Source organism: Isoptericola sp. S6320L (assembly GCF_023015685.1).
Classification (GTDB): Bacteria; Actinomycetota; Actinomycetes; order Actinomycetales; family Cellulomonadaceae; genus Isoptericola; species Isoptericola halotolerans_A.
Map to the genome: position 1 here is coordinate 51,906 of NZ_JALKAT010000009.1, position 18,163 is coordinate 70,068.

At 73.9% G+C, this 18,163-nt stretch carries 12 protein-coding genes; all 12 read left to right on the top strand.

Annotation, left to right across the window (positions count from 1 at the left end):
- The first annotated feature begins 2 nt into the window (after positions 1–2).
- The 12 genes from MWU57_RS07405 to MWU57_RS07460 all read left to right on the top strand — a co-directional run bounded on the left by MWU57_RS07405 (position 3) and on the right by MWU57_RS07460 (position 18,132).
- A complete protein-coding gene (locus tag MWU57_RS07405; RefSeq protein ID WP_246908432.1) occupies positions 3–2,879 on the top strand; it encodes a hypothetical protein in 2,877 nt (958 codons plus the stop codon).
- Positions 2,876–5,641 carry an FtsX-like permease family protein gene (locus tag MWU57_RS07410; RefSeq protein ID WP_246908434.1) on the top strand — a complete coding sequence of 922 codons (2,766 nt, stop codon included), beginning with the start codon at positions 2,876–2,878 and terminating at the stop codon, positions 5,639–5,641. The genes MWU57_RS07405 and MWU57_RS07410 overlap by 4 nt, the downstream gene beginning before the upstream one ends.
- A 31-nt stretch (positions 5,642–5,672) precedes the next feature.
- On the top strand, positions 5,673–6,551 hold the full coding sequence (locus MWU57_RS07415; RefSeq protein ID WP_246908436.1) for an ABC transporter ATP-binding protein: 879 nt from the start codon (positions 5,673–5,675) through the stop codon (positions 6,549–6,551).
- Complete coding sequence (locus MWU57_RS07420) at positions 6,548–7,237, top strand: ABC transporter ATP-binding protein (protein ID WP_246908438.1); 690 nt, start codon at positions 6,548–6,550, stop codon at positions 7,235–7,237. The genes MWU57_RS07415 and MWU57_RS07420 overlap by 4 nt, the downstream gene beginning before the upstream one ends.
- 250 nt (positions 7,238–7,487) lie before the next feature.
- Positions 7,488–9,107, top strand: coding sequence for an ABC transporter substrate-binding protein (locus tag MWU57_RS07425; protein WP_246908440.1), 1,620 nt, complete (start codon positions 7,488–7,490; stop codon positions 9,105–9,107).
- Positions 9,108–9,338: 231 nt separating this feature from the next.
- Positions 9,339–10,265, top strand: coding sequence for an ABC transporter permease (locus tag MWU57_RS07430; protein ID WP_246908441.1), 927 nt, complete (start codon positions 9,339–9,341; stop codon positions 10,263–10,265).
- Positions 10,258–11,238, top strand: coding sequence for an ABC transporter permease (locus MWU57_RS07435; protein ID WP_106266819.1), 981 nt, complete (start codon positions 10,258–10,260; stop codon positions 11,236–11,238). The genes MWU57_RS07430 and MWU57_RS07435 overlap by 8 nt, the downstream gene beginning before the upstream one ends.
- The gene (locus MWU57_RS07440) at positions 11,235–12,992 is read left to right on the top strand and encodes an ABC transporter ATP-binding protein (protein ID WP_106286518.1); all 1,758 of its coding nucleotides are present in this window, start codon (positions 11,235–11,237) and stop codon (positions 12,990–12,992) included. Before MWU57_RS07435 ends, MWU57_RS07440 begins: the two co-directional genes overlap by 4 nt.
- A gap of 89 nt (positions 12,993–13,081) precedes the next feature.
- Positions 13,082–14,767 (top strand): BCCT family transporter, encoded by a 1,686-nt coding sequence (locus MWU57_RS07445; RefSeq protein ID WP_246908444.1) that lies wholly within the window; start codon positions 13,082–13,084, stop codon positions 14,765–14,767.
- A 54-nt stretch (positions 14,768–14,821) separates the two neighbouring features.
- Positions 14,822–16,732: a translational GTPase TypA gene (gene typA / locus MWU57_RS07450; protein ID WP_106266815.1), complete on the top strand. Its 1,911-nt coding sequence runs from the start codon at positions 14,822–14,824 to the stop codon at positions 16,730–16,732.
- Between the two features lie 3 nt (positions 16,733–16,735).
- A complete protein-coding gene (locus MWU57_RS07455) occupies positions 16,736–17,719 on the top strand; it encodes a PIG-L family deacetylase (RefSeq protein ID WP_246908446.1) in 984 nt (327 codons plus the stop codon).
- Positions 17,716–18,132 carry a DUF6113 family protein gene (locus MWU57_RS07460; RefSeq protein WP_246908449.1) on the top strand — a complete coding sequence of 139 codons (417 nt, stop codon included), beginning with the start codon at positions 17,716–17,718 and terminating at the stop codon, positions 18,130–18,132. The genes MWU57_RS07455 and MWU57_RS07460 overlap by 4 nt, the downstream gene beginning before the upstream one ends.
- Positions 18,133–18,163 lie beyond the last annotated feature (31 nt).

Genomic DNA, 18,163 nt, shown 5'->3' on the forward strand with positions numbered 1-18,163 from the left:
AGGTGCTCCGGTCCGCGGTACGGCGGGCAGGTGCCCACCGTGGCCTGCTGAGCCTCGTCGCCCTGCTCGTCGCCGTGGTCGCGGCGACGAGCGGGGTGATGCTGGGCGCCGTGGCCGCGTCCACGACGGACGCCGCACGCGCGGCCCTCGCAGCGCCCGAGCCGGCGAGCCTGACGGTGACCACGCGCGTCGCTCCGGACGCCGCCACGCAGGACGCGCGCGTCCGGGACCTGGTCGCCGAGCTCTTCGGCGACGCGCCGCTCGACGTCGTGCGGTCCGAGACCGCCGACGGGACGGACACCCCGTTCGTCACCTGGGTGATCACCCCGGACCTGGGGTCGCTCGCGCCGGGAGACCTGGCCGGGCTCACCGCCGGCGGTGACGGGCTGCGGAGCGTCCTGCGGGAGGCCGACGGCGTGGCGGTGCGCGGCGTCGTCGTCGAGGGAGACCTCGGCGAGCGTGCCGCCGTGGTGCACGCCGCCCAGCGGGACGCGGGTGCGGTCGCCGCGGTGCCGGTGGCGCTGCTCGCTCTCACCGCGCTGGTGGCGCTGACGCAGGTGGCCCGCCTCCTCGCCGCGACCCGGCAGTCCGAGGTCGAGATCCTCGTGGCGCGGGGAGCGGCCACTCGGCAGCTGACCGCGGCGGGTCTCGTCGAGGCCGGCGTCGTCGCCGTGCTCGCCGCGGGCGCCGGTACCGCGCTCGCGGTGGCGGTCCTCGTCGCCCGCGGGGCGTCCCCGACGGCGAGCGTCGGGTGGACGGGCGCCCTGACGGCGGCGAGCGCCGTCGCCGTCCTGACGACCGTCGTCGCGGCGCAGGCCCGCGCCGTCGCCGGGCGGGAGGCCGCCGACCGGTCGGGACGCCTGCGGCAGGTCGCCGCGCTCGGCACCGTCGTCGCGGCGGTGGGACTCGGTGCGGCCGGTCTGCTGCGCCTGCGGTCCCTCGGGTCGCCGCTCGTCGTCGTGCCCGACGGCGTCCGGACCGACCCGCTCGCCGCCGCGGCCCCGGCGCTGCTGCTGGCGGCGCTCGGCGTGGTCGTCCTCGCCCTGCTGGGCCCGGCGGCGCGGCTGGGGGCGGCGCTGGCTGCGAGGGGTCGGGGCACGACGGCGGTGCTCGCGGCCCGGCAGGTGGCACGGCGGCTGCGCGTCGTCGTCGTGGGCGTCGTGCTGCTGGTGCTCGCGTCGGGCTCGGCGGTGCTGGCGGGCGCCTACGCCGGGACGTCGGAGCGGGCGCGCGCCGAGGCGATCACGCAGCAGGTGGGCACCGACGCGCGGGTCACGGTGCCGGCGCCCGGCCGGCTGAGCGCCGAACGACCGCCACCCCGTGCCGACGAGCTGGCGGCGCTCGACGGGGTCGCCGCCGCAGCGCCGGCACTCGTCGTCGACGCGACCGTCCGGGGCGAGGCCGTGGGCCTCACCGCGCTGCCGGCGGACCAGGTGGCGGCCGTGGTGCGCACCCCCGATGCGGCCGTGCTCGCCGCGCCGCTGCGTGGGGTATCACCGTTCGCGGCCGCACCGGTGCTGCCGGGCGAGGCGACGGCGCTGCGCGTGGCCCTGGACGCCGCGGTGAGCAGCGACGTCGACGAGCGACCGGAGACGGCGACGGGCACGGCGACGGGTACGGAGCCGGTCGAGGTCGAGGTGTCGGCCTGGCTCTCCGCCGCCGACGGGACCCTCCGCGTCGTCGAGGCGGGGTCGGCCGAGCTGGCCGAGGGGTCGAGCACCGCCGGTCTGACGGCGAACCTTCCGGCGGGCGTGCCGGCCGGCGCGCGGCTCGTGGCCCTGGACCTCGCCTTCCAGGGGGTCCCGGGGCCGCGCCGGGCGACGCTCGAGGTGTCGGTCGCGGCGATGGTGCCGGACGGCACGGTGTCAGACGGCACGGGGTCGATCGAGGTGCCCCTCGACGTGTCGGCCTCCCGTTGGGCACCCACGGCCGTCGGGTCGGCCGGGCTCGCGCGGGCGGCGGACGGCACGCTCGGGCTGGACGCGGTGCTGGACTCGACGCAGACGTCGCGGCTGCGCCTCGTGGCGGAGGGCCCGACCGGCTCGGGCGCCACCGCTCCTGTGCCGGCTGCCCCGCCGGCGGTCCCGGCGGTGGTCAGCGAGGCCGCCGCGGAGCGGTGGGATCTCCAGGTCGGCGACACGCTCGAGATCACCACGGCCGGCTCGACCGTGCCGCTCCAGGTAGCGGGTGTGACGCCGGCGGTACCGGGCCAGCCGGTCCCTGAGGCCGCTCTGGTGGACCTCGCCGCCCTCGACGCGACGCTCCTGCGCACCGCGGCGCAGCTCCCGCGGCCCGCCGAGGTCTGGCTGGCCGCGGCGGAGCCCGACGACGCGGCGGCGGTCGAGCGGCTCGCCGCCGCCGCCCGGCCCGCGGCCGTGGAGCACGCTCCGGCGCCGCAGGACGTGGAGGTCGTCACCTCCGGTGGTGGGGGGACGGACGCGGCCGCGCCGGTGCGTCTCGCCTTCACCCTCGCGGCGGCGGGGGCGGCGGCGCTCGCCGTCGTCGGGCTGGCCGTGGTGGCGGTCGCCGGGCTGTCGGGGCGCCGCGACGAGGTCGTCGTGCTGCGCGCCGCCGGCGTCGGGCCGCGGTCCCAGGCGGCCGGGCGGGCGCTGGAGACGGCGATGGTCGGCGGGACGGCGCTCGGTGCCGGCGTCCTGGCCGGCTGGTCCGTCGCGGCGGCGACCGTGCCCGGTCTGGCCGGGGCGACGCTCGCTACCGTCGCCGTCGGGGCCACGCCGACCGTCCTGGTCGTCGACCCGGGCCTGACCGCCGTGCTGGTCGGGGCCGCCGTCGCCGGGACGGCCGCCGTGGTCGCCGTCGCCGCGGGGCGGGTCGCGGCGCAGGCGCGCGACACGACCTACCGCCCGGAGGTGCGATGAGCCTGCTGCTGCTGGTCCGCCGCCACCTGCGCACGGCCGCGGGGCCGACCGTCGCGCTGGCCGTCATCGCGATGCTCGCCGCCACGGTGACGTCGGCCGTGCCGCGCGCGGTCGCGGCCCTGCACGTGGAGCAGCTCGCGCACGCCACGGCGCAGGCCTCGGCGATCGCCCGGGACGTCATCGCCACGAGCCCGGGGGTCCCGGGATACGGCGCGGGCTACGTGGCCGACGACGGCCCGGTCCTGGGCGCGACGGGTGCGGGCTCGGTCGATCCTCCCCAGCCGGACCTGGACGGCTACCGCGACGGTCTGCGCGCGCTGGCCGCCGCCCAGCCCGGGCCGCTGGCCCGTGTGCTGGGGGAGCCGGACCTGCTCGTCTCCGGCGAGCGGGTCGACGTCCGCCCGGTCGAGGGCAACGACGTCGCCGCGCCCCGGATCGTCCTGCGCGCGGGCGCCACGGCGCGCGACCAGGTGGAGCTGGTCGAGGGCAGGTGGCCGGAGCCGACGCCCGTGGTGGCGGACCGGGACGCGATGCTGCCGGGCCCCGACGGCGTGGTGGACGCCGAGCCCGTGCCCCTCGAGGTGGCGATGTCCACGGCGAGCGCCGCGGAGCTCGGCTGGACCCTCGGGTCGGTGCACCCGACCGACGACCCGTTGCTGCCGCCCGCCGAGCTCGTCGGCACCTGGGAGCCGCGCGACGCGTCGGCCGACTACTGGGTGCACGGCCCGCTCGCGGTGACCCCCGAGGTGGTCCTGGACCCGAACGTCGGCAAGATCGCGACGGCCGCCGTGTTCGCCGACCCCGGCACGCTGGGCGCCTGGGTCACCGGCCCGACCACCCGGATCTGGTTCCCGGTGGACACGAGCGCCGTGACGTCGGCGGACGCGCCGGCGCTCCTGGCCCAGCTCCGGGGCCTCACCGCCACGACCTCGACGCCGGTGGAGGGCGACGCCGTCACGCTGGAGCCGACCTCGGGCCTGGTCGACGTGCTGGAACGCGTGCTGGGCCAGCGCCAGGGGGTGGACGCCGTCGTCGCCGTGCTCGCCGTCGGCCCGCTCGGTGCGCTGGTGGCGGTCCTGGTGCTGGCGGCCGGGCTGGTCCTGGACCGCCGCCGGAGCGCGCTGGCGCTGGTGCGTGCGCGGGGCGCCTCGGGCGTCTGGGCGCGGGGCGTGGTGGCCGTCGAAGGGCTCGTCGTCGGGCTGCCCGCGGCCGTGGCCGGCACGGCGCTCGGGCTGGTCGTGGTTCCGGGCCCGGTCTCGCCCGCCCAGCTGGTCGCGGCGCTCGGCTGCGGTCTCGCCCCGGCGGCGGCGCTGGGGGCGGTCGCGACGTCGCGGGGAACGCGAGCGCGCCGCGCGGACCTCGACGTGGTGCCCGTCCGACGGCGGCGCCACCGGCTGCTCGTGGAAGCCGCGGTCGTGCTCGCGGCGGGGCTGACCACGGCGCTGGCGCTCGACCGGGGCGTGGTGGCCGGCGCGGACGGCACCGGGCCCGCCGTCGACCCGTTGGTCGTCGCGGCGCCGCTGCTGGTGAGCGTCACGGCGGCCCTCGTGGTGCTGCGACTGGTGCCGCCCGTCGTGCGGGGGGTCGAGCGGGTGCTCGCCCGCCGCGCCGACCTGGTGCCGTTCCTCGGGGCCGCCCGGGTGCGGCGCGACGCCGCGGGCGGGCTGCTGCCGGCTCTCGCACTCGTCCTCGCCGTCGGTGTCGCGGCGTCCTCGACCGTCCTGGCCGCCACGGTGCGCGACGGCGTCACCCGTGAGGCGTGGGGCGCCGTCGGCGCCGACGTCCGGGTGGCGGGTCCGCTGATGGACGACGAGACGGTGTCGACGCTCGCGGGTGTGGCCGGGGTGGCGGCCGTCGCGCCGGTCGTCGACCTGGGCCGCGTCCAGGTCGAGGACGCCGGTGGGACGACCACGGTGACGGTCTACGCGACCGACGCCGAGGCGCTCGCGGCCGTGCAGGCCGAGGTGCCGGGCGCCCCCGAGCGGTCGGCCGCGCTCGTGGCGCCCGACGGCGGCACGCTGCCCGTCGTCGCGGCCGGCGACCTCGCCGACGGACCGCTGCGGTGGCCGGGCGGGCAGGAGGTGGCGGTGCTCGAGCGCGTCGACCGGCTGCCCGGGTTCCCGCCGGCGACCGCGGCGCTGCTGGTCGACGCCACGACCGCCGCCGCACGGCTCGACGTGGGCGCGGGCTCCTCCCGCCTCGCCCTGCTGGGGCTCGACGACGGCGCCACGGCGGCCGACCGGGCCCGCGTCGAGCGGGAGGTCGCGGCGGTCGAGCCGAACGCCGTCGTCGACGACCCGGTCGCCGGGGAGCGTGCGTTGCTCTCGTCGCCGTCGGCGGCGGGGCTCCGGACCGCCTTCGTGCTCGCCGTCGTGCTGTCAGCCCTGCTCGCCGCGGCGACGGTGGTGCTCGCCCTCGTGCTGGCGGCCCCGGCGCGGCGACGCCTCCTCGCGGTGCTGCGCACCCTCGGGCTGCCCCCCGGGGCGGAGCGGGGGATCGTGGCGTGGGAGACGGCGCCGTGGACCGCCGCCGGTCTGCTGGCCGGGGGCGCGCTCGGCTGGGCCGTGCCCGCGCTCGTGCTCGCCGTCGTCGACCTCACGCCGCTCACCGGCGGCGACACCGCACCGCCGCTGGTCGCGGACCCGCTCTGGCTCGGTGCGCTGGCCCTCGGCCTGGTCGGGGTCGTCGCCATCGGGGCGGCCGTCGCGGGGAGGCTCGGGCGCCGGCGCGACGTCGACCAGCTGCGGGCCGGGACGGACTGAGCAGGCGGATGAGACAGGGAGGGACGGACGGATGAGCGAGATCCTGTGCAGCGGGCTGGTACGCATCTTCGCCACCGACGGTGTGGAGGTGCAGGCGCTGCAAGGCCTGGACCTGCGCCTCGAGGCGGGCGAGCTGGTCGCCGTGGTGGGGGCCTCGGGCTCGGGGAAGTCCACGCTGCTGGGCATCCTGTCCGGGCACGACACGCCGACCGGGGGATCGGCGGTGGTGGCGGGCACGGACCTGCTGGCCATGTCCCGGCGCGAGCGGGTGCGGTACCAGCGTCACGCCGTCGGGTTCGTGTGGCAGCAGACGTCGCGCAACCTGCTGCCCTACCTCACGGCCGCGCAGAACGTCCGGCTCGTGCTGGAGCTGGCCCGGTCGCCCCGCGGCGGGCGGGAGGCCCGCGTGACCGAGCTGCTCGACCTGCTGGGCGTGGCAGACCTCGCGGACCGGCTCCCGGCGGCGATGTCCGGCGGGCAGCAGCAGCGGGTCGCGATCGCCGTGGCGGTCGCCAACCGGCCCCGCGTGCTGCTCGCCGACGAGCCGACCGGCGAGCTCGACGAGGCCACGAGCGCAGAGGTGCTGGAGGCCTTGCGCTCGGTCAACGCGGCCACCGGGGTGACCACCCTGATCGTCACCCACGACCCGACGGTCTCGGAGCACGTGGCCCGCACCGTGCAGATCCGCGACGGCCGCACCGCGACCGAGGTGCTGCGTCGCACCGAGACCGACGCCGCGGGCGTGGAGCGGCACGTCGCGGAGGAGTTCGCGGTGCTCGACCGGGTGGGTCGCCTCCAGCTGCCGACGGACTTCGTCGCGGCGCTGGACCTGCGCGACCGGGTGCGGCTCGCCCTCGAGCCCGACCACGTCCAGGTCCGCCCGGACACGACCGAGGAGGGGGACCGATGACGGCAGCACCGAGCACGACGGCGGCGCTCGCGGCCCAGGAGGTGACCCGAACCTTCGGCACCGGGCCGGGTGCGGTGCACGCGCTGCGCGGAGTGAGCCTCACGGTGGACCCGGGGGAGCTGCTGGTCGTCCGGGGACCGTCCGGGTCGGGCAAGACGACCCTGCTGAACGTCCTCGGCGGGCTGGACGCGCCGTCGTCGGGCCGGGTGTGGCTGGGGACGCGGGAGCTGACAACGATGCGCCCGGACGAGGTGATCGCGGTGCGGCGCGAGGAGGTCGGCTACGTCTTCCAGGCGTTCGGCCTGCTCCCGGTGCTGTCCGCGGCGGAGAACGTGGAGGTGCCGCTGCGGCTGCGGCGCACCGCGCCGCGCGAGCGGGCGCGCCGGGTGGCCGAGGCGCTGGACCGGGTCGGGCTGGCGGACCACGCCGCCCAACGGCCGTACGAGCTCTCGGGCGGGCAGCAGCAGCGGGTCGGGATCGCGCGGGCGCTGGTGGCCGCGCCGCGCGTGCTGCTCGCCGACGAGCCCACCGGGCAGCTCGACTCCGCCACGGCGCGGCGGGTGATGGACCTGTTGCGCGAGCTCGTGCACACCGAGCGCGTGGCGGCGGTGGTGACGACCCACGACCCGGAGCTCGTGGCGCGCGCGGACCGCGTCGTCGACCTCCACGACGGCGAGCTGGTGTGACGTGCGCCGCACCCGGAGACCGGACAAATGCCGCGCGCGGGACGAAGGAACGCGCTCGCGCAGGTCCTCGGGTTTCGTCCGCGTTCCAATCGGGTCACGATCGAGGCAAACTGTCGTCGATGAGTGATCCGGGACACGGTCCAGGGGTTAGGCTCCTTTGCGCATCGTGCCGTGTGCGCCCATCCGCGCCAGGGCACCACCGCCCCCGGACATCCACGCCGGGAGCGTGCACACCTACTCAGGAGGACACGTGACACCTCGACGTCTAGCAGGCATCGGCGCCTTCACCCTGGCTTCGGCACTGCTGCTCTCTGCGTGCGGAGACTCGGGCTCCGACGAAGGCGACTCGACCGCTGAGGGTGACGGCGCCAGCACCGGCGTCGTCTCCGTCAACAGCGGTGAGCCCCAGAACCCGCTGACCCCCGGCATGACCAACGAGGTCTACGGCGGTCTCGTGGTGAAGAACATCTACTCCGGTCTCGTCTACTACGACGCCGACGGCGCCGCTCAGAACGAGATGGCCGAGTCGATCGAGTCCGAGGACAACATCACCTGGACGATCACGATCCAGGACGGCTGGACCTTCTCCGACGGCACGCCGGTCACCGCCGACAGCTTCGTCGACGCGTGGAAGTACGTCGCGAACCTGGACAACGCCCAGAACCAGCAGTACTTCTTCAACGGCTTCGCCGGCTTCTCCGCCGACGAGGCGTCCGACATCATGGTCGAGGCGGTCGACGAGACCACGTTCACCGCGGAGCTCAGCGAGCCGTCGGCGGACTTCCCGCTCTGGCTCGGCTACACGGCGTTCTTCCCGATGCCCGAGGCGTTCTTCGAGAACCCGGACGGCTTCGGCGAGGAGCCGATCGGTGCCGGCCCGTACGAGCTGGAGAGCTGGGAGCACGACAGCCTCATCACGCTCATCCCGCGCGAGGGCTACGAGGGCCCGCGCGAGCCCGCCAACGGCGGCGTCGAGATGGTCGCGTACACCGAGGAGGACACGGCGTACAACGACATGCTCGACGGCAACCTCGACGTGCTGCCGAACGTGCCGTCGTCGGCCTTCGCCACCTTCGAGGACCAGCTCGGCGAGCGCGCGGTCAACCAGCCCGCCGCCCTCACCCAGGTCGTCAACGTGCCCGAGTGGCTCCCGGAGTTCCAGGGTGAGGCGGGCGTCATGCGTCGCGCGGCCATCTCCATGGCGATCGACCGCGAGACCATCACCGAGACCCTCTACAACGGGTCCCGCACCCCGGCGCACGACTTCACCTCGCCGGTCATCGACGGCTACTCGGAGGACATCCCCGGCTCGGAGGTGCTCGAGTACGACCCCGAGGGCGCCAAGGAGATGTGGGACGAGGCCGAGTCCATGGAGCCGGTCGGTGACGACTACACGCTGAGGATCGCCTCCAACGCCGACTCCGACCACCAGGACTGGGTCGACGCGGTGTGCAACACCATCCGCCAGGACCTGGGGATCGGCTGCGAGTTCGCGCCGTACACCACCTTCGACGAGTTCCTCAACGCCCGCGACTCGGGCGAGGTCGAGGGCCTGTTCCGCGGTGGCTGGCAGGCCGACTGGCCGTCGATGAGCAACTTCCTCGGGCCGATCTACGGCACGGGTGCCGGCTCGAACGACGCCCAGTACTCCAGCGAGGAGTTCGACGCCAAGCTGGCCGAGGCCGGCTCGGCCCCGGACACGGAGACGGCGACGGAGCTCTACAAGGAGGCGCAGGAGATCCTGTTCCAGGACCTCCCGGGCATCCCGCTGTGGTACCAGAACGCGACCGGTGGCTACGCCGACACGGTCGAGAACGTGCAGTTCGGCTGGGACAGCGACCCGATCCTGTACCAGATCACCAAGGAGTGATACCCCGCTGACCGGACGCCGTCCCCGCTCCGCGGGGGCGGCGTCCTGTCGCGACAGTTCCGCGTGGTCGACGTCGTCCGGTACGGTCTGACGTCGACCACTCGATGCGAGAGGCCGCGGAGCGTCCACCGACGCTCCGCGTCCCCGCCGCCGCTCGCGGCTCCGACGCCGCGACGAGACAGAACCCGTAGCCTGGGGTGAACCGCCAGGTACACGAGGAGAGAACTTTCCATGCTCTGGTATCTCGGACGCAGGCTCCTGCAGGTGATCCCTGTGTTCCTGGGGGCCACCCTCCTGCTCTACGCCATGGTCTTCCTGCGACCTGGTGACCCGGTGGCCGCGCTCGGTGGTGAGCGTGGTCTGCCCGAGGCGGTGCAGGAGCAGATCCGCGCCGAGTACAACCTCGACAAGCCCTTCATCGTCCAGTACCTGCTGTTCCTGCGGGGCGTGGTGACGCTGGACTTCGGCGTCGACTTCCGTGGCCGCGAGATCACCGAGGTGATCGCCAACGCGTTCCCGGTGACCATCCAGCTCGCGCTCATGGCACTGGCGATCGAGGCGATCTTCGGCGTCGGCTTCGGGCTCTTCGCCGGCATGCGCAAGGGCGGGATCTTCGACGGCAGCGCGCTGGTCGTCAGCCTGTTCTTCATCGCCGTGCCGACGTTCGTGGTCGGCTTCGTCATGCAGATCGTCGTGGGCGTCCGCCTCGGCTGGCTGCCCGTCAGCGCCGGACGAGATCCCGACTTCATCAGTCTGCTGATGCCGGCGATGGTGCTCGCCGCCGTCTCCTTCGCCTACGTGCTGCGGCTCACGCGCACGTCCGTGGCGGAGAACCTGTCGGCCGACTACGTGCGCACCGCTCGCGCGCGCGGGCTGCGGCGGTCCCAGGTGACCGGCCGCCACGTGCTGCGCAACTCGCTCATCCCCGTGGTGACGTTCCTCGGTGCCGACATCGGCGCCCTGATGTCCGGCGCGATCATCACCGAGGGCATCTTCAACATCAACGGCGTGGGCGGCACGCTCTACGACGCGATCATCCGTGGCGAGAGCGTGACCGTCGTGTCGCTGACCACCGTGCTGGTGCTGGTCTACATCGGGGCGAACCTCCTCGTGGACCTGCTGTACGCAGCCCTCGACCCGAGGATCCGTTATGCCTGAGAACCGCTACGAGAACCCGGGCGGTCCGGTGACGCCGAGCCCGCGCCCCGGGCAGGAACGCTACGTCGCACCCGTCGACGAGGGCGGGCTCGGCGCCGTCGACGCGGTCAAGGCCGACGACGCCCCGACCAGCCTCTGGCGGGACGCCTGGCTCCAGATGCGCAGCCGCTGGCTGTTCTGGGTCTCGGCCGTGATCATCGTGCTGGTGGTCCTCGTCGCCGCCTTCCCCGGCCTGTTCACCTCGCTGGACCCGCGGGTCTGCAACCTGGCCCAGGCGCTCGAGCCGCCGCAGGCCGGCCACCCGTTCGGGTTCGACCGCCAGGGGTGCGACATCTACACGCGCACCATCTACGGCGCACGGGCCTCCGTCGTCGTCGGCGTGCTCGCCACCACGATGGTCGTCGTCCTCGGCACCGCGATCGGCGCGATCGCCGGTTACTACGGCAAGTGGTTCGACACGATCCTGAGCCGCATCACCGACATCTTCTTCGCCATCCCGCTGGTGCTCGCGGCCATCGTCATTATGTCGGTGACGACCAACCGCACGTCCTTCACCGTGGCGTTCGTGCTCGCGCTGTTCGGGTGGACGCAGATCGCCCGCATCACCCGCGGCACCGTGCTGTCCGTGAAGAACAACGAGTTCGTCACCGCGGCCCGGTCGCTCGGCATGGGGCGCGGACAGATCCTGTGGCGGCACGTGCTGCCGAACTCTGCGGCGCCGATCATCGTCTACGCGACGGTCGCGCTCGGTCAGTTCATCGTCGCCGAGGCGACGCTGAGCTTCCTCGGTATCGGTCTGCCGCCGTCCACGGTCTCCTGGGGAGGTGACATCTCCGCCGCGCAGGGTGCCATCCGTACCGCGCCGGAGATCCTCCTCTACCCGGCCGGCGGCCTGGCCCTGACGGTGCTCGGCTTCATGATGATGGGCGACGTCGTGCGCGACGCCCTCGACCCGAAGGCTCGCAAGCGATGACCACCCAGTTCCCCGTGACGAACGAGGGCGCCGACGGCACCGCCGGTCCCGCGCCCTTCGACCCCAGCAAGCCGCTGCTCGAGATCCGCGACCTGGAGATCTCCTTCACCACCGGCGTCGGCGAGGTGCAGGCCGTCCGTGGGGCGGACCTGACCGTCTACCCCGGCCAGAGCGTGGCGATCGTCGGCGAGTCCGGCTCCGGCAAGTCGACGACGGCCGCGGCCATCATCGACCTGCTCCCGGGGACCGGCAAGGTCACCGGCGGCTCCATCCGGTTCGAGGGGCGTGACCTGGTCACCGCCTCGCGGGCCGAGAAGGAGGCGCTGCGCGGGCGGGCGATCGGCCTCGTCCCGCAGGACCCGATGTCCAACCTCAACCCGGTTTGGCGCATCGGCACCCAGGTCGAGGAGGCCCTCAAGGCGAACGGCTTCAAGGGGTCGAAGGCGGCGCTGCGCGAGCGCGTCGCCGAGGTCCTCGCGGAGGCCGGCCTGCCCGACGCCACGCGCCGGGCCCGCCAGTACCCGCACGAGTTCTCCGGCGGCATGCGCCAGCGCGCGCTGATCGGTATCGGGCTCGCCTCGCGGCCGCAGCTGCTCATCGCCGACGAGCCGACGTCGGCCCTGGACGTGACGGTCCAGCGGCAGATCCTCGACCACCTCGAGGACATGACCCGCGACCTCGGGACGGCGTTGCTGTTCATCACCCACGACCTGGGGCTGGCCGCCGAGCGCGCCGAGCACCTGCTGGTGATGTTCAAGGGCAAGGTGGTCGAGTCCGGCCCCGCCCGGGAGATCCTCGCCGACCCGCAGCACCCCTACACGCAACGGCTCGTCGCCTCTGCGCCGTCGCTCGCCTCGCGCCGCATCCAGACGGCGCACGTGCACGGCGAGGCGTCGGCGGAGCTGCACGCCCACCACGTGGGCGAGGCTCCCGTCGCGGCGGGACCTGCCACCGTGGTCGAGGCCAAGAACCTCACGAAGGTCTTCCAGATCCGGGGGCCGCGCCCGGGCTCGTCGGCCGACTTCACGGCCGTCGACGACGTCTCCTTCACCCTGGGGCGCGGACGGACGCTCGCGATCGTGGGCGAGTCCGGCTCCGGCAAGTCCACGGCGGCCAACATGGTCCTCGGCCTGCTCGACCCGACCTCCGGGAGCGTCGAGTTCGACGGCGTGGACGTGGCCGCGCTGAACCCGAAGGAGGCGTTCGCCTTCCGTCGCCGGGTGCAGCCGGTGTTCCAGAACCCGTACGGCTCGCTCGACCCGATGTTCTCGATCTTCCGGTCCATCGAGGAGCCGCTCAAGCTGCACGGCGTCGGCTCGCCGAAGGAGCGCGAGGCACGGGTGCGCGAGCTGCTCGACATGGTGTCGTTGCCGCAGTCCGCCATGCGGCGGTTCCCGAACGAGCTCTCGGGCGGTCAGCGCCAGCGGATCGCCATCGCCCGGGCGCTGGCACTCAAGCCGGAGGTGGTCGTGCTCGACGAGGCCGTGTCGGCGCTCGACGTGCTCGTCCAGGCCCAGATCCTCGAGCTGCTCGACGACCTGCAGACCGAGCTGGGCCTGAGCTACCTGTTCATCACCCACGACCTCGCGGTGGTGCGCCAGATCGCGGACGACGTGGTCGTCATGCAGTCCGGCAAGGTCGTCGAGCAGGCCTCGACGGACGAGGTCTTCGACACGCCGCGCGAGCAGTACACGCGCGACCTGCTCGCGGCCATCCCGGGTGCGCGCCTCGAGGGCGACGCCCTCGCGGGCTGACTGCCCGGTCCACGGACGCCGGCGGGTCCCTCGGGACCCGCCGGCGTCTGCATTTGCCGTGCTGGGACAAGGGCGTCAAGGTGATCACCATGACGCGCCGACGATCCACGATCGCCCCCGCCGTGTTCTACCCGGCGGGGGGACTGATCCTCCTGTTCGTGCTGCTCGCCTTCTTCGCGACGGACACGGTCAAGGAGGTCATGAACACCCTCCAGGCCAAGACGATCAACGGGTTCGGCTGGTACTACGTCGTCATCGTGGCCGCCTTCATGATCTTCGCGATCTGGATGGGCGTGAGCCGGTTCGGCGAGATCACGCTCGGCCCGGACGACGAGCCGGCGGACTTCCGGCTGCCCGTGTGGTTCGCGATGCTCTTCGCCACGGGGATGGGTATCGGGCTCGTCTACTACGGCGTGGCGGAGCCGCTGTCGCACTTCGAGTCGCCCAAGCCGGGGGTCACGGGAGACGCCCCCGCGCTGGCACAGGCGGCGATGGGCCAGACCTACGTGCACTGGGGGTTCCACGCCTGGGGCATCTACGTGGTCATCGGCCTCGCCCTCGCCTACGCGATCCACCGCAAGGGCCGGCCCGCCTCGATCCGGTGGGCGCTCGAGCCGCTCCTCGGGCAGGAGCGGGTGAAGGGCCGGCTCGGGGACGTCATCGACGTCCTGGCCATCTTCGGCACGGTGTTCGGCGTGGCGACCTCCCTCGGGCTCGGGGTGCAGCAGGTCGCGGCCGGTCTCGACTACCTGGAGGTGGCGGACGCGACGCTCGCGCTCCAGATGGGGCTCATCGCCGCGATCACGGCCGTGGCGGCGATCTCGGTCGCGTCGGGGCTGGAGCGCGGCATCAAGTGGCTCTCCAACGGCAACATGGTGCTGGCGGGGTTGCTCGTCCTCGCGGTGCTGATCATGGGCTCCACCCTCTTCGTCGCCCGGGAGTGGGTGCAGTCGATCGGCTACTACCTCCAGAACGTCATGTTCATGACGTTCGACACCCTGGCGTTCCAGGGCGACGACGGCCTCGCCTGGGAGTCCGGCTGGACCATCTTCTACTGGGGCTGGTGGATGTCCTGGGCCCCGTTCGTCGGCCTGTTCATCGCGCGCATCTCCCGTGGCCGGACGGTGCGTGAGTTCGTCCTCGGCACGCTGCTCGTGCCGATGCTGGTCACGACGGTCTGGTTCAGCGTGTTCGGCGGATCCGCGATCCACCAGGAGCGCAACGACCCGGGGTCGATGCTGGCGCCCGACCCCGAGACCGGGGAGATGGTGGTCAACACCGACACGGCGATGTTCCAGCTCTTCGAGAGCCTGCCGGGCGGCGGGGCCTGGATGGCCGTCGTCGCGATCGTCCTGGTCGTGGTGTTCTTCGTGACGTCCTCGGACTCCGGCTCCTTCGTCGTGGACATGCTCGCCAACGGCGGGGACCCGAACCCGCCGCTGTGGTCCCGTCTGTTCTGGGCGATCCTCGAAGGCGGTGTCGCCGCGGCGCTGCTCTATGCGGGCGGGCTGAGCGCGCTGCAGACGGCGGCGATCCTCACCGCGTTGCCCTTCTCGGTGGTGATGATCGGGTCCGCCATCTCGGTGTGGAAGGCGCTCGACGCCGAGTACCGGCAGATCACCCGGGCCGAGCGACGCCTGCGCCGCCGGGAGCTCACGGAGCACGTGACGGAGCACGTGACGGACCACGTGACGGAGAACTTCGCGGAGATCAGCCAGCAGAGCAGGACCAACGGGACGCGCCGCTCGCGATGGAGGCGTAGCACCTCCGGGTAGGATGGAGCGGCCCCGGGATCCCGGGTGCCACCTCCCACGGAAAGAGAACCGTAGATGTCTGTGCGCTCCGACCTGCGCAACGTGGCGATCGTCGCCCACGTCGACCACGGCAAGACGACCCTGGTCGACGCCATGCTGCGGCAGGCCGGCGCCTTCGCCGCGCACCAGCAGGTGGACGACCGCGTGATGGACTCCGGCGACCTGGAACGTGAGAAGGGCATCACGATCCTCGCCAAGAACACCGCGGTCCGGTACGCCGGTCCTGCCGCCGCCGACGCGGGGGAGGCGGGCGGGGTCACGATCAACGTGATCGACACCCCGGGCCACGCCGACTTCGGTGGCGAGGTCGAGCGCGGCCTGTCGATGGTGGACGGCGTGGTGCTGCTCGTCGACGCCTCCGAGGGGCCGCTGCCCCAGACCCGGTTCGTGCTGCGCAAGGCGCTGGCGGCCAAGCTGCCCGTCATCGTCGTGGTCAACAAGGTCGACCGGCCCGACTCGCGCATCACCGAGGTCGTGGCCGAGACGACGGACCTCCTGCTCGGCCTGGCGAGCGACCTGTCGGACGAGGTCCCCGACCTCGACGTGGACGCGGTCCTGGACGTGCCGGTCGTCTACGCCTCCGCGAAGGCCGGCCGGGCCTCCACCGAGCAGCCCGCCGACGGTGCGCTGCCCGCGAACGAGGACCTCGAGCCGCTGTTCTCGACCATCCTGCAGACCATCCCGGCGCCGACGTACGACGACGAGATGCCGCTGCAGGCGCACGTCACCAACCTCGACGCCTCGCCGTTCCTCGGCCGGCTCGCCCTGCTGCGCATCTTCAACGGGACGCTCCGCAAGGGCCAGACGGTCGCCTGGGCCCGCCACGACGGCACCCTCGGCCAGGTCCGCATCACCGAGCTGCTCCGGACGGAGGCGCTCACCCGGGTGCCCGCCGAGTCCGCCGGCCCCGGCGACATCGTCGCGGTGGCCGGCATCGCCGACATCATGATCGGCGAGACGCTCACGGACCCGGACGACCCGCGCCCGCTGCCCGTCATCACGGTCGACGACCCGGCGATCTCCATGACGATCGGGATCAACACCTCGCCGCTGGCGGGCAAGGGCGGCAAGGGCCACAAGGTCACGGCCCGCCAGGTCAAGGACCGGCTCGACGCCGAGCTCGTCGGCAACGTCTCCCTGCGGGTGCTGCCCACCGAGCGCCCCGACGCCTGGGAGGTGCAGGGTCGTGGCGAGCTGGCCCTGGCCATCCTCGTGGAGCAGATGCGCCGGGAGGGCTTCGAGCTCACCGTCGGCAAGCCCCAGGTCGTCACCAAGGAGATCGACGGCAAGCGGCACGAGCCCATGGAGCGCATGACGATCGACGTGCCCGAGGAGTACCTCGGCGCCGTCACTCAGCTCATGGCCGCCCGCAAGGGCCGCATGGAGACCATGGCGAACCATGGCACCGGCTGGGTCCGCATGGAGTTCGTGGTGCCGGCGCGCGGCCTCATCGGGTTCCGCACGCGGTTCCTCACCGAGACCCGCGGCACCGGCATCGCGTCGTCGTACGCCGAGGGCTACGAGCCGTGGCAGGGCACCATCGAGTCGCGCGCCACGGGCTCGCTGGTCGCCGACCGCGCGGGCGTCGTGACGCCGTTCGCCATGATCAACCTGCAGGAGCGCGGCACGTTCTTCGTCGAGCCCACGCAGGAGGTCTACGAGGGCATGATCGTCGGTGAGAACTCGCGCAACGAGGACATGGACGTCAACATCACCAAGGAGAAGAAGCTGACCAACATGCGGTCGTCGACCGCGGACAGCTTCGAGAACCTGATCCCGCCGCAGAAGCTCACCCTCGAGGAGTCCCTCGAGTTCACGGCCGAGGACGAGTGCGTGGAGATCACGCCCGAGATCGTCCGCATCCGCAAGGTCAACCTCGACGCCACGGAGCGTGCGCGGGCGACGGCGCGCGCCAAGCGCGGCTGAGCCGTGCAGGGCGGCCTGCTCGCGGTGCACGCGCACCCGGACGACGAGACCCTCGCGACCGGTGCGCTGCTGGCCGCCCGCGCGGCGGCGGGGGTGCACGTCACCGTGGTGACGTGCACCCGTGGCGAGCGCGGCGAGGTCATCGACACCTCGTCGCACCCCACGGGGCTCGCGCACCTCGAGGGTGACGGGCGCGCCCTGGCCGCGCACCGGGAGACGGAGCTGTCCGCCGCGCTGGCCGCGCTCGGCGTGGCCGACCACGTCCTCCTCGACACGGTCCAGCTCCCCGACGACGCGCGCGTCGGGGAGCCGGCGCGGTTCGAGGACTCGGGGATGGCCTGGGTCGCACCGGGCATCGCCGGGCCGGCACCGGACTCGGGCCCGACGGCGTTCGCCCGCGTCCCGCTCGACGTGGCGGCCCGGCGGCTCGCCTCCGTCGTCCGCGACCGTCGACCGTCCCTGGTGGTGACCTACGAGGCCGGCGGCGGCTACGGGCACCCGGACCACGTCCGCGCCCACGACGTGACCGTGCGGGCGCTGGAGCTCGCGACCGACCCGACGGCCGCCGTCGGCGGTGAGCCGTGGCGCGTGCCGGAGCGCTGGGAGGTCGTGGAACCTGCCGAGGACCTGCGGTCCGCGCGCCGGGCGCTCGCGTCCGACCCGTCGGTGCGGCGGCTCGCGGACGACCACGGCCTCACGCTCCCGGACCCCGACGGCGACCTGCCGCCAGTGGCCGTGCCCGCCGCCGACCTGCTGGCGACCGCGACCCGCACGGTGGACGTGGCGCCCGTGCTCGACCGGGTCCTGGCGGCGCTCGCCGCGCACGCGACGCAGGTCCAGCACGCCGGCCGCACGACCGTTGCGGCCGGCCCGGGCGTCGTCGCGCGCTACGCGCTGAGCAACGGCGTGCTCGCCCCCGTGCTCGCCGCGGCGCACCTGCGGCGGGCGGCCCCGCGCCCCGCCACGCCGGTAGGCTCGGCCCGGTGAGCTCGACCACGCCCCACCATGCCCAGTCCGCGCCGCCCCGCGTCCCGGGCCGCACGCTCGCCCTCCGTGGCGTGCTCGCACTGCTGCTCGGAGCGGCCGTCGGGGTGATCGGGACCGTCTCCCACCGGAGCGAGTGGGCGGGCCTGCCCACGGGGCTGGCGCTGGCGCTGCTGCTGACGCTCTCCACCGCCGTGCTCTGCCGGGCCTGGTCCGGGACGGTCACGCTGCTGACGGCCGGAGCGGGCTGGCTCGTCGCCGTCCAGGTGCTCTCCTCGACCGGGCCCGGCGGTGACGTCCTGGTGCCCGCGCAGGTTGTCGGATATGTCTGGACCTACGGCGGGCTGCTGCTCTTCGCCGTGGCGGCGTTCCTGCCGCGCCGGTGGTTCAGCGACGACGGTGGCGAGCAGCAGTGACGACCGGTCGCGCCGAGTAGGATTCGTGGGC